This is a genomic window from Mucilaginibacter sp. A5337 (assembly GCF_059690695.1).
The window spans coordinates 78365-102009 of record NZ_JCAWEC010000004.1; the positions used below are offsets into that span (position 1 = coordinate 78365).

A 23645-nucleotide genomic window follows, 5' to 3' on the forward strand; every position below is an offset into this window, starting at 1 on the left:
CCGCTTTCGGCTTTATTTTTACAAAGGAACGGCAATGGTTTATTAGTTCAATATGAGGTCGCTGCGTAATGGATAATGATCAGACAGTTTTTTTTCGATTACCTTGTAGTTGAAAACCGAAAATTGCTTGCTGCTCATGATATAATCTATCTGGTAATTAGGGAAATCGCCGTTATAGGTACGCCCTAAGCCCGAGCCTTTTTCGCGGAATGAATTGTTTAAGCCTTTGGCCATTTGGTTAACCGCGAATGATGATGGCGTATCATTAAAATCGCCGGCTATAATATATGGGTACGGACATTGGGCTGCATGCTCTTTTACTTTAAAAACCTGCTCGGCCCTTTTCATAAATGCAGTTTTCAGTTTGCTCCCGAGGCGTTTGGTTGATTTGATATCTGTTTTGCCTTTTTTGGATACGCTGTCGATATATTTATAGTCATCCGGATCAAAATTGATAGATTGCAGGTGTACATTGTAATACCTGAAAATTTTATCGCCCTTTTTAATATCGGCATATAAACACTGATTACCTGATGTTCTGTCAGCCGCCAAACGGATCATTCCCTTTGATATAATGGGGTATTTAGAAAAGATAGCCATTCCAATGGCTTCGAGGCTATTAAAGCTGAAAGGCTCAAAATAAAAGTTATTGCTACCTAAAATCTTACAAAGGGAATCCCGTGTTTCGTACTGGCCTTTGTTGCGTGTGTAAAACTCCTGGAAGCCTATTACATCCGGCTGCTCGTTGTCAATGAGCGACAGAATCTCATGTTTGGTCGAGATATCATTGCTGAACCCAAAATGCTTGAAATTATGCACATTATAGGTCATTACGTGCACTACATTGAGCCCGGGAGGTAATGAAAAGCTTGATTTAAACCTGAAACCGATATTGTTATTAAGTACTCCCCAGCCAAGTAAAATGCTGACCAACGAGAGCAGAAACTGCCAGCGTTTACGCAGCAGCCAGTACAACATCATAATTACATTGAGCAGTAGTATTGGAGGATAGGCGAGACCGAAGAAAGCAAATATCCAATACTTGCGGGGATCAATGGAAGGAGCTAAATAACCTATCAATAAAGCAAAACAGAAAAACAGGTTTATCCATAATAAAACCCTGCTGAAGATACTTTGCTTTTTTTTAATCATTTAGTCCTGTTTGCTTGCGCGCGATAAAATTTCCCGTTCCTGCTTACTTAAACTGTTATATCCCGATTGAGATATTTTATCTAAAATGCGGTCAATCTCTTCCTGGCGTGGATAATCGGAGGCATTTTTACCCATATTATTTGAAACAACTTTCAGTTTAGGTTTTGATTTAAATAGTTTGGCTATACCGCCAACCCAATCGTGTCCCTTTTGCAGCTGTTTGATATACACAAATCCCATTAAAGCACCACCTATGTGGGCAATTTCGCCGCCGGCGTTTGCGCCAACTATGCCCAAAAAGTCAATAACAAGGATTACAAATACCAACCATTTTAATTTTACAGGCCCAAATAAAATTAATGATATTGTATAATCGGGCAGTAATGTAGCAGTTGCCACAACAATGGCCATTACGCTGGCCGATGCGCCAACAATGGTGCTGCTCTGCGCCGCATTAGCGCTGGTAAATGCAGGAAGCAAATTGAGGGCCAGCAAGTATAGTAACGCACCGGCAATACCGCCCATTAAATATAAACCTATAGTGCGCTTATTGCCAAGATACTCTTCAAAGATCTGCCCCATCCAATAAAGCCAAAGCATATTGAACAGGATATGGAGTACACCTGCATGCATGAACATATATGTTAAGGGCGTCCAGAAGCGCTTAAGCAAATCGGGCAGGTATGCCGGCATGTTCAGATACTTATCGGCGTAAAGTAAAATGATGCTACCTCCGAAATGCGTTAACAGTTGTTCAACTATTGCCGAAATATTTATTACCAGAAAAACAATCACATTGATGCCGATAAGCAAGTTCAGCCTATTGCCGGAGCGCAGCATTTTGTAGTGGATATTTTGCCAAAGAGTGCTCATAATAAAGCTGTATTACAAAGATAACTACTGTTATTAATAAAAATTGTTTGGCCGTTGTAATCGCCAAATTTTAACTAATAAAAACCCGATAAGCGCTCCGCCGAGGTGTGCAAAGTGCGCTACCGAATCACCGGAAAATTGTTTCACCCCTAAAAATAATTCCACCACCACATATACGGGAATAATGTATTTTGCCTTAACAGGTACGGGTATAAACAATATCATCAGTTCAAGATTTGGGAATAACATGCCAAAAGCTATCAACAAACCAAATATCGCACCTGATGCACCAACGATAGGTGTACCATAAATATCAAAAAGTTTCTGCGCATTTGCACCATATTCTAAATAAGATGATTGCAATGCAGGATGATCAATGGTAAAACTGCCGGTTATGCCATGCACTTCTATGGCCTGCACCGCTATCTGAAAAAGGATTGCTCCTATCCCGCATAAAAAATACAGGTTAAAGAAACGTTTTGAGCCGATGGCATATTCTACGATAGGGCCAAAAGAAAACAGGGCAAACATATTGAAGAAAATGTGGCTCCAACCACCATGAAGAAACATGTAGGTGACAAGTTGCCATAGCTTGAAGTAAGGTGAATTAAAATAAAAGCCGCCCAACAGCGGCACTATTTTAGCATCATAAAATTGCCCGAACAATACAAATGGCAAAAAGCATATAATATTTATAATCAGCAGGTTTTTAACAACAGGTGTAAGGTTGGCAAAAGGTGATTGATTGTATCCGTTCATATATAATTTAGCCAGGGGCTATTTTTCAAATCGTTCCATTAATTCGTTCATAGTAAAGGTACTGATTACGGGCTTACCGTTCAATGCCTGGTTAGGTGATTGACAGGCAAAAAGCTGGTCGATAAGCTGGTTCATTTCCTCTACTGATAATTTTGTTCCTGTTTTAATAGCGCCGTTACGGGCCAGTGAACGGGCAAGGTTATCACGTTTATCTAATTTAAGGATTGCCAGATTGTTTTTAAAACCTTCCAGCAAATGTTCTAACAGTTCATGTTCACCTACGTTATTTAGTTCGGCCGGGATTCCCTCAACAACTACTGTATTTTTCCCAAACTCGCGGATGTCAAATCCTAATGCGCGGATGTCAGGTAAAAGTTCTCTCAATAACTCAAAATCAGAACCATTTAGTGTTACCGATTGCGGAAATAAACTTTGCTGGCTTACCCCCGAATGATTTTGCAGCTGAAGCAAAAAGCGTTCGTACAAAATACGCTCATGCGCAGCCTGCTGGCTAATAAGCATAAAGCCCGATTTTATCGGCGACAGGATAAACCGGTTATGGATCTGGAACAGTTGGCGCTCACTTGGTTTGCTTACATCCTGTTCATCAATCGCTATGGTTTTTTCCTCGTGGATCTCATGTTGAAAAAGGGTTTCTTTTTTGCTGATCTCATACAGCGTATCCCAGTTTTGCGGTATCGGGTCTTTTTTATATCCACCACTATCCCTTAAAAAAGGATGTTCCTGCCTGGGCTTTTCTTCCTTGTTGGCAAAGGGATTAAAATCCGGATTAAAGGAAATGGTAGGCGCTATGATCTCTTCAAATGGCTTGGGGGTGATGAGGTGTTCAATGCTGTTTTCCTGGTCAAAATCTAAACTTGGCGTAATGTTATACCGGCCTAATGATCGTTTTACCGCCGAACGGATAATGGCGTAAATAGCCTTCTCGTCCTGGTATTTGATCTCTGTTTTAGTAGGATGCACGTTGATGTCGATCTTTGAAGGATCAATATCAATAAACAGTACATAAAACGGGAAGCAATCATCCGGTAGCAATTCTTCAAACGCCGTAGTTACTGCATGGTTAAGATACGAATCGCGGATGAAGCGGTTGTTTACAAAAAAGAATTGTTCGCCACGGGTTTTACGTGCAAACTCGGGCTTGCCCACAAAACCGCGCAGCTTAATGATGGTTGTCTCTTCTTCAACCGGAACAAGCCGCTGGTTATAATTATTGCCAAACAGGTGTACAATGCGCTGTTTAAGCGTAGTCCCCGGTAGGTGATAAACCTCCTGGCTGTCATGGTGAAGGGTGAAAAATATCTGAGGGTTTGCTAATGCCACACGTTGAAACTCGTCAATAATATGACGCATCTCTACCGGGTTACTTTTTAAAAAGTTTCGGCGGGCTGGAGTGTTATAAAACAGATTTTTTACGGAGATAGAAGTGCCGGTATTAGCCGCGCATGGTTCCTGGCTTATCACTTCCGAACCTTCGATGGTTATACAGCTACCCAGCTCATCCTCATGGCGGCGGGTTTTAAGCTCAACCTGGGCAATAGCGGCGATAGATGCCATAGCCTCTCCCCTGAAACCCATGGTACGAATGGCAAACAGGTCATCGGCCTTACGTATTTTTGAAGTTGCATGGCGCTCAAAACACATGCGTGCATCGGTAAGGCTCATGCCACACCCATTATCAATAACCTGGATCAGTGATTTGCCGGCATCTTTAATAATAAGCTGGATTTTATCTGCACCTGCATCAATAGCGTTTTCAACCAATTCTTTTACTGCAGAAGCCGGTCGCTGCACTACTTCGCCTGCGGCAATCTGGTTGGCAACGGCATCCGGTAAAAGCTGAATAATGTCTGACATCTAAAAAAAATTCCCTTCAATTTCTATTTCGATGCTAAATTAAATATTTGATGGCATAACTTTATGATTTGATAGTTGTATATACTTTTGTGACTTAATACAATTACAATAATCATACAATCACTTTATGAAGAGACTATTGCCCGCGCTGCTATTACTGGCAGCAGCCTGCAAACAAAAGGAATACAATGCCGATATGCTGGTGAAAAACGCGGTTGTTTACACCGTAGATAGTAATTTTACAACAGCAAATGCATTTGTAGTAAGTGGTGGAAAGATCCTTGCAGTAGGCAATGCCGATTCCCTTGAACAAAAGTACAATGCCCGCGAAGTGCTTGATGCAAACGGTGCGGCTGTTTACCCTGGCTTTATTGATGCCCACGCTCATTTTTATGAGTATGGTATGGGCCTGCAGCAGGTAAACCTGGTAGGCACCCATAGCTGGCCCGAAATTATCGACTCGGTAAAAACTTACGCCGAGCGTAATACTGATGGCTGGATCATCGGTAATGGCTGGGATCAGAACGACTGGACTAATAAACATTTCCCTGATAAGGCAAAGCTGGATTCGCTGTTCCCGGTACGGCCGGTGATACTTAGCCGTGTTGACGGACACGCCGCCATAGCCAACCAGGCGGCACTTAATATTGCCGGCGTTAAGCCCGGGCAAACTATTAATGGAGGCGAAATTGAAACCAGTAACGGAAAGCTTACCGGGATACTGGTTGATAACGCAGTGGGTATAGTTACCCGCAAAATTCCGGAGCCTACAGCAGCTATGGTAGATACAGCCCTCCTTTCGGCACAGAAAAATTGTTTTACTGTGGGGTTAACTACAATTGATGATTGCGGATTGCCTTACACCATGATAAATACAATTAATGAGCTGCAACATAAAGGCGACCTGAAAATGCGCCTGTATGTGATGCTGGCCGACAGACAGGAAAACTATGACTATCTTTTTAAACATGGCATCATTAAAACACCTGGTTTAAATGTAAGGGCTTTTAAGGTTTATGCTGATGGAGCGCTTGGTTCAAGAGGAGCATGTTTGTTAAAACCTTATGCCGACTCGGCCAAATGGAATGGCTTTTTGCTGAGCAGTCAAAAACATTTTGAAGAAATAGCACCAAAGATCGCAGCTCATGGTTTTCAGATGTGCACCCATGCCATCGGCGATTCGGCAGTGCGGGTGATGCTTAAAATTTATGCTGCTAACCTGAAAGGTAAAAACGATTTGAGATGGCGTATTGAGCACTCGCAAATAGTATCACCTCAAGACATTGATCAATTTGGAGCTTACAGCGTTATCCCATCGGTACAGCCCACCCATGCAACATCAGATATGTACTGGGCAGGCAAAAGGCTTGGCAGTGAAAGGCTTAAAACGGCTTATGCTTATAAACAATTGCTGAAGCAAAATGGATGGCTGCCGCTTGGTACCGATTTCCCGGTTGAGAATATTAACCCGCTTTATACGTTTTATGCAGCGGTTGAGCGTAAAGATCTGAAAGGTTTCCCCGAAGGTGGCTTCCAGCCCGAAAATGCTTTGAGCAGGATCGACGCATTAAAAGGTATGACCATCTGGGCTGCCAAAGCCAACTTTGAAGAAAAGGAAAAAGGCAGCATTGAACCTGGTAAGTTTGCCGATTTTGTGATATTGGATAAGGATATCATGAAAGTAAAGGGCAGCGAGATCTCAACAGTCAAAGTGACAAAAACCTATATAAACGGAGTTAAAGTATATGATAAAAAATAAATGGGGCCGTGTTCCTTTAGTACTATTAGGGTTTGCATTATTTAATACCGCTTGTGCTCAAAACCCGCCATTAACAGGGCAGGCCTTCATTGCCGAAGAAAGATTGGTTGGTAACTCAACCGTATTACTTAATAATGCCTCGTACCTGGTGCCACTGCAAAAGCTGGAGGAATTGAAAATTGCCAGTGTGCATTTCAGCAATCAATATGCTACTGTTTTTGATAGCCTGTTAAATAAATATAACAAAGTAGACCCGTTTGATGGCAACACCTATTCGGGCAATAAAACGCTGGCAAACCTTACTTCCGATCTGAAGTTTTATAATACCATCATAGTGCAGGTAAACGATGCTGATCTGAGTAACCCTGATTTGATCGACTTTATCAGCTCTAACCAAAAAAACAAGAATGTTATTGTCGCAGCTTTTGGTAATGGTTCAGTGTTAGGTAAGCTTGACGTGGTTACTGCCCCGGTGATCTGGACGGAGCGGGTATCCCAGGTATCGGCCATGTATAGTGCCGAAGCTATATTTGGGGGGATAGCTATTTCTCAAAAATTAACAAAAAACTACAGCCCAGTTTATAAAACCGGGATGGGGTTTATCACAGATAGAACCCGCCTTCAATATACTGTTCCGGAAGAGGCTGGCATCAACGCTGCCAATTTGCAGGGTATCGACAATATAGCACAGGAAGCTATCCGGGAACACGCTACGCCGGGCTGCGTGGTATTGGTTGCTAAAGATGGCAAAGTGATATTTAATAAAGCTTATGGCTATCACACTTATGATAATGCAATACCCGATAAGCTTACCGATATTTTTGACCTGGCCTCAATGACTAAGGTATCGGCAACTACTATGGAGGCTATGCAGCTTACCGATCAGGGCAAGTTAAGCCTTGAGAAAACCCTTGGCGATTACATTCCGCTGGCACGCAAAAGCAATAAGAATGATATCCAAATCCGCGAAGTGTTGCTGCATCAGGCTGGTTTAATTCCGGATATCCAATCGTTTGAAAAGGTGAAACCGACTGACCACAGTACCGATTCATCAGCTGCTTATCCTACAAAAGTATCAGACCATTATTATCTGCGTAAGGACTATTATAAAGATGTAATGTTCCCTGAGATGCTAAGTTCGCCCCTGAAAACGCGTGGGCAGTACGTATACAGTGATGTCAGCATGTTATTTATGCAGGAGGTGGTTGAAAATATTACTGCCGTACCGCTCAATATCTATGTGCAGCAACATTTTTATACACCGCTGGGGATGCAAACTGCAGGTTTTTTGCCCTTATACCGTTTTACGCCCGACAGGATAATACCAACCGAGAATGATAAGGAATACCGTATGTCGTTATTGGATGGTTATGTGCATGATCCAACATCGGCACTTTTAGGTGGGGTTGCCGGGCACGCCGGTTTATTTGCCAGTGCTAATGATGTGGCCATATTGTACCAAATGGTTTTAAACAAAGGCAGTTATGGCGGTACCCAGTATTTTAAGCCGGAAGTAGTTGATCTGTTTACTTCCAAACAATCGCCGGTAAGCCGCCGTGGTTTGGGATTTGACCGTTGGGACCCGATAGCCGACAGGCACTATCCCTCAAAATTGGCATCTGATCAAACTTATGGGCATACAGGTTTTACCGGCACCTGTATCTGGGTCGATCCGAAATATAATCTGGTTTATATATTCCTGTCAAACAGGGTAAATCCCTCTGTAGGCAGTAAATTAGGAAGCCTTAACATCAGGCCAAGGATTCAGGATGTGGTTTATGAGGCGATAGCTAAAGGATTGTAAGGGGATATCGAAATTCGAATGTTCTATTTCGGATTTTGATTTTTTAATGCCGCAAGCTTATATGTTTGCGGCATCTTTATTTTATAAGTTTCCTGGCGCACGTACGAAGAGCTGGAAAAGAACAAAGGGCGTTGTGCCTTTTAAACAATAAAGTGGTAACTTTATCTAATTCCGAAATCGAACATCCGAACTCCCAAATCAGAAGATGCGCTATTTCACCATCCAGCCGCCGGCCGAATTGAAACCTTATGTAAGATTTTACTGGGTGCTTGAGCATGAGCTGGGCGCTGATGAGCCATCATATATTTATCGTTCTGTTGCCGATGGGTGTACTGAAATGGTGTTTCACTATCGCTCTGCATTTAATGAGCTAACAGATAAGGGTAATCAAGATGCGGGTCCATCAGGTATCCAGTTTCAAACCACGCAATACCGGCGTTTTATTACAACCGAAAGCTTTGGCATTTTCGGTGCCTATATCTATCCTTTTGCTGTCCCTTATATTTTTAATATCCCCAGCAGCCAAACCAGCAACCTTGCGTTTGATTTTGATACTTTCTTAAACCGGCCGGGCCGGGAATTGGAAGAGCAAATTATGCTGGCTGCCGACAACTATAAGCGGGCAGAGATACTGTCGGCTTTTTTAATTGCCCGCTTACGTCAAAATGTGTTAAAAGATGATAGGATGGCTATTGCTATCAGGGATGTGATCCACAATAAACAGTATAGAACAGTTAGTCAACTGGCCGATGCTTATAGCCTGTCTTCAAGGCAGTTTGACCGTAAGTTTAAGGAGGACGCAGGGTTTAGTCCCAAAACCTACATGCGGTTGGTGCGCCTGCAGGACGCATTGAGGCAGTACAATACAAATAAAACCCTGACCCAGATAGCACTGGAATGCGGGTATTATGATCAGTCGCACTTTATTCATGATGTAAAGGAATTTACGGGTTATCATCCGGGCTTTTATTTTTCGGGCAAGGCCGAGGGAACTGAATACCGGGATGCATAATGTCCGGTTTTTACAATTTTGAGAGTTGTGAGGCGGCTAATTTTGAATAAAATATCAAAAAGCTATGGCAACAATAAACATTCCCGAAAATTATCAGGCCGTAATGCCTTACCTCGTTGTTAAAAACGGCGCTAAATTCATCGAATTTACTCAAAAGGTTTTTGGCGCAACGGAACAGTTCAAAACCATGCGCGATGAGCATATTATTATGCATGCTGAGGTTAACATCAATGGCGGTACCATCATGTTTGCCGATTGTACAGACTCCTATGCGCAGCAAAATGCCGGTATATTTGTTTATGTGGAAAGCTGCGACGATACCTACCAAAAAGCCCTTGATAATGGAGCGGAAAGTATTATGCCCCCTGCCGATCAATCTTATGGCCGGAGTGCCGGTGTAAAAGATCCGTTTGGCAATACCTGGTGGATCACTAATCCCTGATTTTGCAAGAATGATCCAATGAGCAGCCTGCCGATAAATTCGGCAGGCCGCTCGTAAATCGTTTATAGCGATAAACGGCCTCACTTAATTTATTAGAGCCAACTCAACACGTCTTTAAATTTCCTGAACCATTTTTACACAATCAGGCGGGTATTATTACTTCTTTATTTATCCGTTTTTTGTACCTCTCTCTGCTTTTGAAAATTAATTAATCTGAACCTTTTGCATTTTACAAATAGCAAACCCTGCTTTATTCATAATTAAAATAAGTAATTAAAAGCATATTTGTTATCGTAATTGTCCATTGTTAAATATCTGTTAATCTTTAGCTTATCCTCTGATGGGCTGTTTTTTTCATGTATATTAATGAGCCTGTATCCGCAATCGGCTAATAATACAGGCCAAACAAAACTTACACAATAAATTCCACACAAAACCCACAAAGCTTTTTAATTATGGAAAAAAATTTAACTGTTTACACCGGCGCATTCATTAGCTGGATCAGCACTTTCGGGCTTAATTTATTAAGTGCCTTGCTCGTGTTTATTATCGGTCTTTATCTTATAAACTGGCTGGGCCGCCTTTTTAATACGTCAATGACAAAAGGCAAAATAGATGTATCGCTACAGTCATTTTTCAGTAGCCTGATGATGGCAGGTTTGCGTGTATTATTGTTGATAACTGTTGCAGGCATGCTGGGGATACAAACAACCTCATTTGTGGCTATTATCGGCGCACTTGGTTTGGCTGTAGGCCTGGCATTGCAGGGCTCGCTGGCCAATTTTGCAGGAGGTGTATTGATACTGGTATTTAAACCGTTTAAAGTAGGTGATATCATCGAATCACAGGGGCAAAACGGAGCGGTTATAGAAATACAGATCTTCAACACAATTTTACTTACCCCCGATAATAAAACGGTGATCCTTGCAAATGGCGCGGTATCAAACAACACCGTTGTAAACTATAGCAGGCATGGCAGCATCCGCGTTGATATATCATTGGAAATTGAACCTCAAAATGATATAGATGTTATACGCCAGGTGGCTATTGATGCCTGTCTTTCGCATCCCCTTGTTTTGCAAAGCCCCGCGCCGGTAGTGAATGTTTCAAAAATAAATGAAGGTAAAATTGCTATAGGCATTTGCCCCTATGCAAAGGCCCAAGATTATTGGACAGTATTTTTTGGTGCGCAGGAGCTTATTAAAAAGGCGTTTGATGAGCACCAGGTTGGCATGCCAGAGCCGCACTTTTATATTACGCAGCGACATAGTCCAGCTCCGGCTATAGCATAGCCATGCAGTAGCCAAAACCAATGCGTTTTGTTTGCCAGGAATGGTCCGGGTTCTTAAAAACGCTTTCAAATTAAACTGTCAAAGAAAATAGGTGATTTATCGTGTGCAGGTCAATTTTTAATGGAGAACTTGAGTGCCCAGCCTTTAATTTGCTACTTTTAGGCTGTCGATAAGCTTGGTCGGGGTAAGAAATTAGCTCTAAAACATAAGATATTCATCGACAATGTTTTGCTTAGCAGCCCTACATCTTCAGCGTTTTATTAATCACCATAACTGAAAAACAAAATGAGTAAAATTACAGTAAAAGACGGAACCGAAATTTATTACAAGGACTGGGGAACCGGACAACCATTGGTTTTTCATCATGGCTGGCCCCTGTCTGCAGATGACTGGGATGCCCAGATGTTCTTTTTCCTTGAACAAGGTTTCCGCGTTATAGCACACGATCGCCGCGGGCATGGCAGATCAAGCCAAACTGCAACCGGCAACGAAATGGATACTTATGCAGCTGATGTTGCCGAGCTTGTTGAGGCGCTTGACCTGAAAGATGCTGTTCACATCGGGCACTCTACAGGTGGCGGCGAGGTTATCCACTACGCTGCCAAATATGGAAAAGGTCGTATAGCAAAAGCAGTGTTGATCAGCGCGGTTCCGCCTGTGATGGTACAAAGTGAAAGCAACCCTGATGGTGTGCCGATTGCTGTATTTGATGGCATCCGTGAGAGCACCGCAACTCAAAGGAATCAATTTTACCAGGATCTGACTATTCCGTTTTACGGCTATAATCGTGAAGGTGCTAAAGTTTCGCAAGGTATCAGGGACAACTGGTGGCGCCAGGGCATGATGGGCGGCATTAAAGCACATTATGATTGCGTTAAAGCTTTTTCGGAAACAGATTTTACAGAAGACCTTAGAAGTGTAGATATTCCTGTACTTATTTTGCATGGCGAAGACGACCAGATTGTTCCGTTTGCAAACTCAGCGCTAAAATCTATCAAACACCTGAAAAACGGCAAATTGATCTCCTATCCGGGTTTCCCGCATGGCATGCCTACTACTGAGGCAGCAACCATCAACAAGGATCTTTTAGCTTTTATTAAAGAATAATCTTTTATCAATTACTGTATTAAAGCAAACGGCTATCCCGCAAAGGATAGCCGTTTGTGTTTTGTCATAATCGTTTATCACAATAATATCTGAAGGCTTGCTACTGAAATGTTTATTATTTTTGAGTAATGCATCCGGAATTTGAAACATACCTGCGAAAAGGTAGTGACATGGCTGAAGAAACGATCCGCCGGATCAGTGACATGGCCGTGCCGCGAAACCTGCGCCGTAACGAACTTCTTTTCAGTGCAGGCGAAATATGCAGGCATAAAGTTTTTGTGATGAGCGGATTGTTACATACTTTCAATATCTCTGCCGGCGGTAATCAGCATATCCTGCAATTTTCGCCCGAAAACAGCTGGACGCTGGATGTTGAAAGTTACGATAGGCAGATACCTTCGCAAGTAAGTATTGGTGCAGTAGAGCCCAGCCGTGTACTCAGCTGGCAAAAAAAGGATTTCGATATGTTGCTGGCAGAAGTGCCGCAATTGAAAAAGTTTGCCGAAGACCTCATAGCCCGCAACACGCATTACAGCCGTAAGCGGATCCTGCTTTCATTAAGCGCCACACCCGAAGAAAAGTATGAAGATTTTGTTCAAACCTTTCCAAACTACCTTGCCCGTTTGCCCCTGCGCATGATAGCCGCCTATCTGGGCATCTCCATAAAAACCCTTACCCGCATCAGGCACGCGCAGCTTCAGCGTTAATTGTAATTATGGTCATGTGACCATCTTTGGCAGGATTTTATTGGAGAGTTTTGTATCAAATAAAATCATTGACTTATGCGTGTATTTGTAACCGGAGCCTCGGGATTTGTAGGCTCAGCAGTAGTAAAAGAACTTTTAGGGGCTGGCCATGAAGTACTCGGCCTTGTCCGCTCAGATAAGGGAGCCGAACAATTAGCATCAACAAGTGCCGAAGTATACCACGGCGATGTAAATGACCTGAAGTTTATTCAAAAAGGCGCTGCCGCTTGTGATGCCGTTATTCACACGGCCTTTAACCACGATTTTTCGCAGTATAAAGCTAATTGCGAAGCCGACCGAAAAGTAGTTGAAGCCTTAGGTGCTGCACTGACGGGGACAAATAGGCCGTTGGTTATTACATCCGGCGTTGGCCTGTTAAATTATGGTCGCCTGGTGACCGAAGATGATATGGTGCCCGCCACATCAGATGTTATAGCACGTGCAGCCTCCGAAGAGGCTGCTGCAGTTGTAGCCGCAACGGGCGTGAAAGTTTATATAGTGCGCCTGCCTATTGTACATGGCGAAGGCGATAATGGCTTTGTGCCAATAGTTATCAATATGGCGAAGGAAAAAGGTGAATCGGCTTATATAGGCGAGGGCAACAATCGCTGGCCTGCTGTTCACCGTTCAGATACCGCGGCGTTATATCGTCTGATCGTAGAGAAACAACCGGAACTCAGCGTGATTCATGCGGTAGATGAGCAAGGCATTGCATTTCGGGACATTGCGGAAACAATTGGCAAGGGCTTGAATTTGCCGGTGCTTAGCAAAACCGGTGATGAGGCGGCGGCACATTTTGGCTGGTTTCTGCACTTTGCCGCAATGAATTGTCGTGCATCCAGCGAAAAAACACGTGCTGCTTTAAATTGGCAACCTAAAGCTTCCGGGTTAATTACCGATATTGCTGTAGCCGGCTATCTCCGGAAATAAACAATTTATAACTTAGTGCACAGCAAAGAGGCCCGCGTTATACAATAACAACGGCTTCTTTGCTATGATTAACAGAGGTAGGTACAGTGGCGATGATTATACCCCCCAGGTAACTAAGCCGCGGATAATTTCATAATAGGCGTCGCTCACGGGCAGCTCAATGCCTGCTAATTGCACCTTACGTTTTTGTAAAGATTTTATTTTATGTACCGGAACAATATAGCTGCGGTGAATCCGCTGAAATTTGGCAGCAGGCAGCTTTTTTAACACTTCTTTTAAGGGGATTAATGTAAGAACCGGTTTATCATTGGTTAAATGGATCCGGATATAGTTTTCCATGCTTTCAATATACCTGATGGCGCTCAAAGCGATCTTTATAACCTTGTATTCCGACTGTACATACAGGCTTTCATCTATCTCGTTCGGTTTACCTTTCGCGGCGTTTTTATATTGATGGATCATAAGCGCTTTTTCTACCGCACGGGTAAAGCGTTCAAATTCAATTGGTTTTTCAATAAAATCTATAGCTTCCAACTCAAAACCTTCATAAGCATAGTTCCGGTAGGAAGTGGTGAAAATGATCATTGGCTTTATCGTTAACGATTTTGCCAGGTCGATACCAGTAATATCGGGCATATTGATATCTGAAAAAATCAGGTCGACCGGTTTGCTTTTCAAGAATTCGGCAGCTGAAACTGCGTCTTCAAATGTTCTGATAAGCTGCAAGTCGGGAAAGCGTGATACATACTCGTCTATGAGCCGTAATGCCAAAGGCTCGTCATCAATAGCTATACATTTTAAAGTCATGACTAATTTTGTAAAGTTAGTTGAACAATATACTCCTGGTTATTATCGCTGATATCTAATAAATATTTGCCGTTATATAAATGCTCTAAACGGCGACGGGTGTTCTTAATGCCTATCCCGGTGCCCCCGTATTTGCTATTTGAGCTAAAAATCTTGTTTTTACAATAAAAAACCAAGCTTTCTTCGCTGATATTCAATTTAATACTGATAGTCGATGCTTCGTGTTTACTAACGCCGTATTTGAAAATGTTTTCAATAAAGGTCATTAATAACAGCGGCGCTATTTGCTTTTGGTCAATGTCTCCATCTACTTCAAAGTCAACAATGGTAAGGTTACCTGTGCGTAAACGCTGTAATTCGATATAACTGGTAATACAATCAATTTCGCGTTGCAGTGGGGCAAAATTCCCAGCTATATCTTCTGTAATATAACGCATAATTTTTGAGAGTCGCAACACGCTGTCGGCTGCATGGTCATCTCTTGTTAAAACAAGGGTATAAATATTGTTCATTGTATTGAACAAAAAATGCGGGTTGATCTGTGCTTTCAAAAAAGAGAGCTCGGCGGTTGCCTTGTCTGCCTCTGCCCGGGAGGCCCTTTGCTCGGTAATTAGCCATTTCCTGATGATTTTGGTAGCGGCACTAAAGGCTAAAAGCGTAAAGAAGATAAAGAAGCTTGTAATATCCAGGGGCTGTTTAAATGGCGACCTGCTTAAGGGCCTATCCTGGTACGAGGACCGCCCGGGGCTTTGCCCGGGTGGCTTGCCAGGCGGATGTTTTTCGTTATCAGGTTGGTGTGCTATTACCGGGCGACCAATGTTTTCATGCTCGCTGATATGAAGCAGTCTGTCAAAAGGCCGGATACAAAATACGCCGAATAACAAAAAAAATGCGGCAAAGCCATATGCAGCATATTTTTTATTGAGCAGCAGCCATTTAACAAAAAAGGTATTGCTATAAAAAACAACCATAAAAGTAAGCCCGAATAGCCAGTAATCGGTGTTATGTAAAAGGATGATGATATCGCCAAATCCGCTGCCGCTATTCAGAAAGACCAGCGGAATGGCCATGAGCGTTATCCAGCCTGCAATATGCAGAATGATCGAAATAGTTTTAATGCGAGGCATGCTATAAAGTAACACAAACGCTTTGTACAGAAAAACAAACCATCGGTGACAGGGCTAAATGTATAGATGAAATGCCAATACAATTACCTGAAGGCTAAATCTCATCTAAAAGGAACATCAGCATAAAATATCGATTTGAAGTATCCATACTCTTTTCGTCACTAAAAACGGGTCATTCATCTATGCCCGGTTTCTTAAATTAAAGGTTGCCGTTAGGTTTACATCGGGTTAAAGAAACTCTTGTGCATTTATCACAATCATACAGAAATAAGTACAGAAGTTATGTGGCTGATAATATGAAATTTAGACTATTGGTATTATGCACACTTTTATTGAGCACCGCGAGATTATATGCACAGGAAAGGGCTATCTCGGGAACGGTTATCGATAGCGTTTCCCATGCCCCAATTAATGGTGTTACCATTGTTTTAAACCCAATAAATAAAACAACTATTACCGGCGAAACCGGGCATTTCTCCTACAGAAATGTAGAGCCGAAAGTACTATCCCTTACTATCACAGCTGTGGGCTATCAAAAAAAAGTAATTGAACTTACCCGGGATAGCTTTATTCCGCTGATAAGCCTGAGCCCGAAGCAAACTTTGTTGACAGATGTGGTGATCACGGCAAACAACCTCAATCCCAATAAAACTATCAGCGAAACGGATATAAAATTACGCGGTGTGTCCAATTCGCAGGAAGTACTGCGCACGGTTCCGGGCTTGTTTATTGGTCAGCACCAGGGCGGTGGTAAAGCCGAGCAGATCTTTTTGCGGGGATTTGACAATGACCACGGCACCGATATCAACATGAGTGTTGACGGTATGCCCATCAATATGGTATCGCAGGCACACGGACAGGGGTATGCCGATAGTCATTTCATCATCCCCGAAACTATTGAAAGCACAGATTACCAAAAAGGGATGTATAATGCGGAGAAGGGTAACCTGGCCGTTACCGGGTATGTAAATTTTAACACAGCCAATGCGATAAATACTAATCAGATTAAAATAGAAGGTGGGCAGTTTGATACTTACCGTGTGTTTGGCATGGTCAACTTGCTCGGCAATAAAGCAAAAGCCAATAACCAATCCTGGTATGCAGCTTCAGAATACAGGTATAGCGACGGTTATTTCGATAACCCGCAGCATTTTAAACGCTTCAATTTTTTCAACAAATATCATGGCCGGTTAAATACTAACAATTGGCTAACGGTAAGTGCTTCTGCCTTATCAAGTTCATGGAAAGCGTCGGGCCAGATTCCGGAAAGCGCGGTGAGCGATGGTTTGGTAGGGTTTTACGGTGCGCTTGATCCCAACGAAGGGGGGATCACGTCGCGTATCAATGTAAACGCGCAGCTTTTAACTCAACTGTCCAATCATGATATCCTCAAAAACCAACTCTATTATTCGCGTTATAAATTTGACCTGCACACCAATTTTACCTTTTACCTGGCGGATACCGTTAATGGCGATGAAATTCGTCAGCGGGAAGCACGCAATTTGTACGGTTATAACGGTAGTTACAAACACGAGGGGTTTATTGGAAATGCAAAACTCACAACAGAAATGGGGATCAACGTCAGGCTGGATATAACCAAAGGTTCAGAATTGTCCCACACTGTCAATAACTCCATAGTTATTAATCCTATAAAATCAGGTGATATTACCGAACTGGGTGCGGGAGCTTATTTGAATAAGATATTTCAATTCAACTCAAAGTTCACTATGAGTGCAGGATTAAGGTTTGATCAGTTCTATTACCGTTATAACAATAAATTGGCTACCGACAGTACACTTCACGGTGTTGGTATTTATACCGCCACCAATAATATCGTGAGCCCCAAACTAAATTTTTACTATCAGCTTAATGATAAAACCCAGTTTTACTTATTAACAGGAAAAGGCTTCCATTCCAACGATACGCGGGTAGTAGTGGCGGAGGGTGGTTTGCAAACGCTGCCTGCAGCATACGGTGCAGACCTGGGTACAGTATTTAAACCAGCCAAAAACCTGCTGTTCAACGCAGCCTTATGGTATAGTTACCTGCAAAAAGAATATGTGTACGCCGGCGATGGGGGCTCGGTAGATTTTAGTGGCAGGACCTGTCGCATTGGTTTTGACTTGTCTGCGCGTTACCAACCGCTCAAGTCATTATATTTTGATGCTGATCTGAATTACGCACATGGGCGTTCGCTCGACGACCCGGCCGGGGCAAATTATATTCCTTTGGCACCGGTTTGGAGCAGCACAGGCGGTGTAACCTATATTTTAAAAAATGGCTTTAACGGAAGCCTGCGGTACCGGTATCTTGGCAACCGCCCCGCAAATGTCGATTATAGTCTGACTGCTCAAGGGTATTTTATTAATGACCTGGTGTTGAATTATACCAGGCCCAAATATGAGATAGGCTTAACAATCAACAACCTCTTCAATGTACGCTGGAAAGAAACTCAATTTGAAACAATAACCCGCTTAAAAAACCAGGCCCCTGTTGATGGCATAGCATTTACGGCGGGGACAAAGTTTGCTGCTTTATTGCATCTAAGTTATTTTTTTAGATGAAAGTTGTTTGAAAAAGAAACCATGTCATTGCGAGCAAAGCGCGGCAACCGCAAGGAAGCATAGCTGCCCTGTATAGTATGCGATTGCTTCGTCGTTCCTCCTCGCAATGACATGATTTTTTGTATTCTGAACACCTATAGTCATTGGCTAACAGAGGCTCAATTTGCTATTGCTTATTAAAAGCGGTCGTTGTTCCTCCTGTGGTTAACTTTATAACCTTCTTTGACTCATCTATGGTGCCGGTATAGCTCTTTGAGCTATTGTCGTTAAACAAAAGGTCAAAAGAAAACTGGTACTTATCGATTTTACTATTGGTGACATCACCGGTTTTACCTCCAACAGTACCGGAGCCGCTAAGCTTGCCATCCTGGTTGCCAAACGTAAATGAATCGGTACTGGTTTGCCAAAAACCTATCAGATCGCCCAAAAGAACAATGACGCCGCCACCACCGCCGCCACCGCCACCATCACTACTTTTACCACAGGTTGTGGTACCAAAAGCTATAATAACGATCAAAATAACATAGAGAGGGGGATTTAACTTTTTCATGATTAAATGCTTTAGTTATTAATGATTATTAATTTTTTAACAGGCTCAGGAATTGCTTTACACGTTGTTCCATGCCAATAAGCTGATCACTAATGGGTGGAACCTGTGTTTCTATTTGTGATTGTATCTGTTTTTTTAGGTTTTCTTTATCTTTTTCAGGTATTTGATTTTGAAAATATTGGTTGATCTGGTTTTTGAGGTCGTTTAAAGGGACTATCTTATTTTTGCCGATACCATAAATGAGCGTATCAGCTATCCCCTCAAACGTTTTGGGAAGCGAAGGATCGTCCCAGTAATCGGCTATCTTTTTTGAGTAGGTGGGATAGTTGACATATAATTTTTCAAATGCCTGGTTAAAACCATTTTGGGTTTGTGCATATTGGGAAAGCGCATTAACATTTACAAAAGCATAAACACCTATAAATTTAAAAGCGATCATTAAAGTTTGTGCCTGCAGGATATAGTTTTGCAAAGCCCCGCTGATTTCAGGATAAAACACATCTATACCATCCTGTTTTTCCCGTGCAGCTCTCAAATCATCGTTCGAATAACCCAACTTTTTAAGATTAGCAGCTATAGAATCAATTTTACTCTGTAATGCCTTCGTGTCAGATTGTCCCTTTTTAGCGGCGTCCTTTAATTGTGACAATGAGGCCATGTAACTCTTGATCTGCCCGCTTGATTGAAAGCTTTTCAACACTATCTGCGTTAGCAGCGACGGATTTTTAGGAATAAGCACCCTCCCGCCAAGTGGGTATAAAACGATATAGCTTTTGTCGGAAGTTTTAATCTCTACCTGCGTGGTATTGCTGTTAATGGCTGCGGTAAATACGCCGGATTCGTTTGTTGTTGCCGGGTTGCCGTCGATAGTTATGGTGTAATTTTTAACTAAAGCATTGTTGCTTAACAGCTCCCCTTTAAAAACAATAGTTTGTCCGTAAGCGCTAAATACGACTGTGCATAAACCAATGATGCAAATTATCCCTTTCATAACTTATTCAGTTGAAGGGTAAGCGGTACTTTCGACGAAAAAATCTGGGTGCTGTTAAAACGCAGCTTTTTTCCGGCGTAAATCCTTACAGGGAGCTCAGTTCCATCTTTTATTGGCAGGGTTAAGCTGAAATTACCTAATTGATCGGCATTGGTTTTATAAAGCCCGTCGGCCAGTACAATCAATACATCGGGCACTGGCTGCCCTTGCATATCTACAACCAAGCCGCTTACAATCAATGAATCTGGCTTTTTTTTAAGATGCAGTTCAACAGGCGTACGCCCGTCAACAGGGATGGTTATTTGCTGGCTCTTCTGATAATAACCAGCAACGGTGGGAGTAACAGTAATACTTTTTCCTAATAAGGTTACGGGCTGTTCGTTAAAAGTTACTACGCCGTTTTCGATCCTTGCCGAGTCGGGTTTGTTGAACAGTACCTTAAGTAATCCGCCATTTACCAATTCATTTTTACTTTCATCGCCAAAAACAATGAATTTCACATCAAATGAATCGGCTTCGGGCTTAAGCTTAAGGCCAAAATAGATGATCAGGCAAAAGATCACGGCCGGCCCGCCAAGTGCTAAAGTTCCATTATGTAATTGGCCGCTATATTTTGCATGTGCCTTTAATGCCCCAAATAAAAAACCCGATGCAATTAAGGCCGCAAAAATCAACAGAAAAAAATAAAGCTGGGGACTCAAACTTGCCGCTTTAGTACTAAAGATCATCAATATTACCGCAGCCGCCACAAACAGCACAAAGCCTAATCCGGTTATAATAACCCAACTCAAAGGCGATACAGCTTTATTGGCTTCTGCAGGCATGGCGATAAAAGGCTGTGTATTATAAAGTTAAACATAATTTAATTTATAATATACAACTTTTTAACTCGCAGGAATTTGCTATATGCTCGATTTGAAATAATTTAAGGCAAATCAGCGGATTCACGATTAATAATTAATTTTTTTGTTGCCTTGAGATTGATACCCTGGCATGCTCTTTATTACTTCCAGCCAACAATCCCCATTTTAGGTATTGTTAATTTTGTGGCAAATGCTTACTACAACCGCCATAACAACGCCGCAACTTAAAAATCGTGCTGTTTCAACAGTATTAGCTTTTGCTTTGTTGCCGCTTTCGGGTTTCGCAACCGACATATATATTCCCTCATTGCCCAGCATGGGTGCTGATATGCATATCAGCAGCATCCAGGTTCAATTAACCTTGACACTATTTTTGATCAGCTATGGTGTATCACAATTGTTTTTGGGAAGCATCTTAGATTCATACGGCCGGTATAAGTTTAGCCTTGGCGCACTGGTGGTTTTTATTTTGGCCAGTTTGGTTATTGCCGTTACACATAATATTTATGTTATTTATGCCATGCGGATCATCCACGGCATTGCAGTAGCCATGATAGTAGTGGCTAAGCGCGCTTATTTTGTGGATGTTTACGAAGGTGAGCGGCTAAAACATTATCTCAGTATGTTTACCATTATTTGGTCGGCCGGGCCAATTGTTGCACCCTTTTTGGGTGGTTATTTTCAAACTACGTTCGGCTGGCAGTCTAACTTTTATTTCCTGGCAGCATTGGCTTCGGTTATAGCTGTGCTTGAAGTGTTTTATAGCGGCGAAACTATTCGTCACCGCACAGAATTTCATTTGAAGAAAATAGCCGGTTTATATGCAGAAATGATCAAGACCACTACGTTTAGCCTGGGCATTCTGATGCTGTGTTTCGCTTATTCAATGGTGATCATGTACAACATGACAGGGCCTTTTATTGTTGAGCACCACTTTAATTTTACGCCGGTAGTTGCAGGCTATTGTTCGCTTATTTTAGGCCTGGCCTGGATGGTAGGGGGCTTTATCGGCCGGGCTCTGATCAGCCGGCCATTTTTTAGTAAGCTGTTCGTTAATATCTTGCTACAGCTATTAGTGGTTACATTGATGATCATCAGCGTAAACTTTGTGAGCAATGTTTATGTAATGGTGTTATTTGCTTTTATAATACACGTAGGAGCGGGATTTACGTATAATAACTACTTCACTTATTGTTTAGGCCGGTTCCCAAAAAATGCGGCCATGTCTGGCGGGCTTACCGGCGGTATGGTGTATGTGATACTTTCGTTGCTTACTTATGTGGTTGTTGCCGCTATCCCGGCTAAGGATGAGCGTAACCTGAGTTATAGCTATTTGGTGTTTATCCTGCTATCAGTTGTGGTAATGCTGGTACTGTTCAGGTTAAACAGAAATTCCAAAGCTCATTTAACGCAGGAAAATTAAGGGTGTTATCGGATTACTGGAGGTAGGCTGCTTACCTATACAGCAAGTGGAAACCGTAAGTTTTCGTGGGTTTTTATTTAGATTTCTTTTTATCAGAATACCCCTTAGCGTTGATCTTTCCATCTATAATTTCCAAATTGTCGACGGTAAGCTTGCCGATACGCATTTGATCAATTGAGGCCTTTTTTACAGATAAACGCCCAAGATAAAACGCGCCTATAGCAATTGATCCAATTGCAACGCATCCCAATGCAAAGGCCCCTGTTACACCGGCCCCTATCGCCCTTGCGCCTAATGCATAAGCGCCTGTGGCCCCGGCACTCTGTAATTTCTTATTGTTGTCTTTTGTCCACATGATGTTGTATTTAATGTCAATATCGGGATTTAAATTCTTTTTCAATAACAAATCACATGATACCCTACAAAACAAAAAGGCGATGACTCAATGCCATCGCCTTTTTTGGAGACTTTATTTTGTTGATTACAATGTTGCCATATCTATCACAAAGCGGTAACGTACATCGCCTTTCAGCATGCGGTCATAAGCTGTATGGATATCTTTCATGTCAATCAGTTCGATGTCTGAAACGATGTTATGTTCGGCGCAGAAATCAAGCATTTCCTGGGTTTCGGGCAAGCCACCAATCATTGAACCGGCAAGGCTTTTGCGACCGCCGATAATGCTGAATGCAGCAATTTCAGCAGGTTTGGTAGGTACACCTACACAAACATGTGTGCCATTGGTTTTCAGTAAGCCAAGGTATACGTTCAGATCATGCTCGGCAGATACTGTATCAAGGATGAAATCGAAAGTGCCGGCTACAGCTTTCATTTGCTCCGGATCGGAAGTTACTACAAAGTGGTGAGCGCCTAATTTTTTGGCATCTTCTTCTTTTTTAGCTGAAGTACTTAATACCGTTACTTCGGCACCAAAGGCAACACCAAATTTAACGCCCATGTGGCCCAGACCGCCTAAGCCAACAACGGCTATTTTATTACCTTTGCCAATGTTCCAGTGGCGCAACGGCGAATAGGTGGTAATGCCGGCGCATAACAAAGGTGCTACTGAAGCCAGGTCAAGTTTATCAGAAATGCGGAGAACAAAATCTTCATGAACCACGATAGTATTTGAGTAACCACCGTAAGTAGGGGTTTTGTGGTCCTGTTCGTAACCGTTGTAAGTTTGAGAGTGACCGTTAGTACAATATTGCTCGAGGCCATCTTTACAGTTATCACAAATGCGGCATGAATCAACCAGGCAGCCGGTACCGGCCAGATCGCCAACTTTGAATTTTTTTACGTGATCGCCAACTTTTACCACACGGCCAACTATTTCATGACCAGGAACCATTGGGAATATAGAGCCGCCCCACTCGTCTTTGATCTGATGCAGATCGGAGTGACAAACACCGCAAAATAAAATATCGAACTGTACATCATGAGGGCCAACCTCGCGGCGCTCAAATGTCCATGGTGCAAGATCAGTTTCTTTGGTTTGTGCAGCGTATGCTTTTGTTTGTATCATATCAAAATGTTTTATGATACAAAGATGCGGACTATAACAAG

Annotated in this window: 21 protein-coding genes; 10 read left to right on the plus strand and 11 right to left on the minus strand. The window is 42.4% G+C overall.

The window, feature by feature from the left end:
• Positions 1–42 precede the first annotated feature (42 nt).
• From AC59JO_RS14190 to mutL, 4 genes are read right to left on the minus strand one after another with little or no spacing between them, the layout of a single operon-like run.
• The gene (locus AC59JO_RS14190; RefSeq protein ID WP_413670028.1) at positions 43–1152 is read right to left on the minus strand and encodes an endonuclease/exonuclease/phosphatase family protein; all 1110 of its coding nucleotides are present in this window, start codon (positions 1150–1152) and stop codon (positions 43–45) included.
• Positions 1153–2025, minus strand: a complete 873-nt coding sequence (locus AC59JO_RS14195; RefSeq protein WP_413670027.1) for a rhomboid family intramembrane serine protease — start codon at positions 2023–2025, stop codon at positions 1153–1155.
• A gap of 33 nt (positions 2026–2058) precedes the next feature.
• Positions 2059–2784: a rhomboid family intramembrane serine protease gene (locus AC59JO_RS14200; protein WP_497306043.1), complete on the minus strand. Its 726-nt coding sequence runs from the start codon at positions 2782–2784 to the stop codon at positions 2059–2061.
• An 18-nt stretch (positions 2785–2802) separates the two neighbouring features.
• Entirely contained in the window at positions 2803–4662 is a 1860-nt protein-coding gene (gene mutL, locus AC59JO_RS14205; protein ID WP_413670025.1) for a DNA mismatch repair endonuclease MutL, read from the minus strand.
• A gap of 127 nt (positions 4663–4789) precedes the next feature.
• On the opposite strand from mutL, the gene AC59JO_RS14210 reads away from it, so the two are divergent.
• The 8 genes from AC59JO_RS14210 to AC59JO_RS14245 all read left to right on the plus strand — a co-directional run bounded on the left by AC59JO_RS14210 (position 4790) and on the right by AC59JO_RS14245 (position 13754).
• Positions 4790–6421 carry an amidohydrolase gene (locus tag AC59JO_RS14210; protein WP_413670024.1) on the plus strand — a complete coding sequence of 544 codons (1632 nt, stop codon included), beginning with the start codon at positions 4790–4792 and terminating at the stop codon, positions 6419–6421.
• The gene (locus tag AC59JO_RS14215) at positions 6408–8225 is read left to right on the plus strand and encodes a serine hydrolase domain-containing protein (protein ID WP_497306046.1); all 1818 of its coding nucleotides are present in this window, start codon (positions 6408–6410) and stop codon (positions 8223–8225) included. Before AC59JO_RS14210 ends, AC59JO_RS14215 begins: the two co-directional genes overlap by 14 nt.
• A 205-nt stretch (positions 8226–8430) precedes the next feature.
• Positions 8431–9237 carry a helix-turn-helix domain-containing protein gene (locus AC59JO_RS14220; protein WP_497306048.1) on the plus strand — a complete coding sequence of 269 codons (807 nt, stop codon included), beginning with the start codon at positions 8431–8433 and terminating at the stop codon, positions 9235–9237.
• 64 nt (positions 9238–9301) lie between these two features.
• Positions 9302–9679 carry a VOC family protein gene (locus AC59JO_RS14225; RefSeq protein ID WP_413670021.1) on the plus strand — a complete coding sequence of 126 codons (378 nt, stop codon included), beginning with the start codon at positions 9302–9304 and terminating at the stop codon, positions 9677–9679.
• 455 nt (positions 9680–10134) lie between these two features.
• Positions 10135–10971 (plus strand): mechanosensitive ion channel family protein, encoded by an 837-nt coding sequence (locus AC59JO_RS14230; RefSeq protein WP_497306050.1) that lies wholly within the window; start codon positions 10135–10137, stop codon positions 10969–10971.
• A 285-nt stretch (positions 10972–11256) separates the two neighbouring features.
• Positions 11257–12078: an alpha/beta fold hydrolase gene (locus AC59JO_RS14235; RefSeq protein WP_497306052.1), complete on the plus strand. Its 822-nt coding sequence runs from the start codon at positions 11257–11259 to the stop codon at positions 12076–12078.
• Between the two features lie 128 nt (positions 12079–12206).
• Positions 12207–12785, plus strand: coding sequence for a Crp/Fnr family transcriptional regulator (locus tag AC59JO_RS14240; protein ID WP_497306054.1), 579 nt, complete (start codon positions 12207–12209; stop codon positions 12783–12785).
• A 75-nt stretch (positions 12786–12860) separates the two neighbouring features.
• Positions 12861–13754, plus strand: a complete 894-nt coding sequence (locus tag AC59JO_RS14245; protein WP_413670018.1) for an SDR family oxidoreductase — start codon at positions 12861–12863, stop codon at positions 13752–13754.
• A 96-nt stretch (positions 13755–13850) separates the two neighbouring features.
• Here the strand turns inward: AC59JO_RS14245 and AC59JO_RS14250 are convergent, their stop codons facing one another.
• On the minus strand, positions 13851–14561 hold the full coding sequence (locus AC59JO_RS14250) for a LytR/AlgR family response regulator transcription factor (protein ID WP_413670017.1): 711 nt from the start codon (positions 14559–14561) through the stop codon (positions 13851–13853).
• A gap of 2 nt (positions 14562–14563) precedes the next feature.
• A complete protein-coding gene (locus tag AC59JO_RS14255) occupies positions 14564–15688 on the minus strand; it encodes a sensor histidine kinase (RefSeq protein ID WP_497306057.1) in 1125 nt (374 codons plus the stop codon).
• A gap of 296 nt (positions 15689–15984) precedes the next feature.
• Here AC59JO_RS14255 and AC59JO_RS14260 point away from each other — a divergent pair, with 296 nt between their 5' ends.
• On the plus strand, positions 15985–18252 hold the full coding sequence (locus tag AC59JO_RS14260) for a TonB-dependent receptor (protein ID WP_497306059.1): 2268 nt from the start codon (positions 15985–15987) through the stop codon (positions 18250–18252).
• A gap of 166 nt (positions 18253–18418) precedes the next feature.
• Here AC59JO_RS14260 and AC59JO_RS14265 read toward each other — a convergent pair whose 3' ends face one another.
• From AC59JO_RS14265 to AC59JO_RS14275, 3 genes are read right to left on the minus strand one after another with little or no spacing between them, the layout of a single operon-like run.
• A complete protein-coding gene (locus AC59JO_RS14265; protein WP_091208762.1) occupies positions 18419–18802 on the minus strand; it encodes a hypothetical protein in 384 nt (127 codons plus the stop codon).
• 28 nt (positions 18803–18830) lie between these two features.
• Positions 18831–19793 carry a hypothetical protein gene (locus AC59JO_RS14270; RefSeq protein WP_497306061.1) on the minus strand — a complete coding sequence of 321 codons (963 nt, stop codon included), beginning with the start codon at positions 19791–19793 and terminating at the stop codon, positions 18831–18833.
• Positions 19790–20617: a hypothetical protein gene (locus AC59JO_RS14275; RefSeq protein ID WP_497306063.1), complete on the minus strand. Its 828-nt coding sequence runs from the start codon at positions 20615–20617 to the stop codon at positions 19790–19792. The genes AC59JO_RS14270 and AC59JO_RS14275 overlap by 4 nt, the downstream gene beginning before the upstream one ends.
• A gap of 229 nt (positions 20618–20846) precedes the next feature.
• Here AC59JO_RS14275 and AC59JO_RS14280 point away from each other — a divergent pair, with 229 nt between their 5' ends.
• The gene (locus tag AC59JO_RS14280) at positions 20847–22079 is read left to right on the plus strand and encodes an MFS transporter (protein WP_413670011.1); all 1233 of its coding nucleotides are present in this window, start codon (positions 20847–20849) and stop codon (positions 22077–22079) included.
• Positions 22080–22152: 73 nt separating this feature from the next.
• On the opposite strand, the gene AC59JO_RS14285 is transcribed toward AC59JO_RS14280, so the two are convergent.
• Both AC59JO_RS14285 and AC59JO_RS14290 read right to left on the minus strand, forming a co-directional pair.
• Positions 22153–22479 carry a hypothetical protein gene (locus AC59JO_RS14285; protein ID WP_413670010.1) on the minus strand — a complete coding sequence of 109 codons (327 nt, stop codon included), beginning with the start codon at positions 22477–22479 and terminating at the stop codon, positions 22153–22155.
• 81 nt (positions 22480–22560) lie between these two features.
• Positions 22561–23604, minus strand: a complete 1044-nt coding sequence (locus AC59JO_RS14290) for an NAD(P)-dependent alcohol dehydrogenase (RefSeq protein ID WP_497306065.1) — start codon at positions 23602–23604, stop codon at positions 22561–22563.
• Positions 23605–23645: the final 41 nt, after the last annotated feature.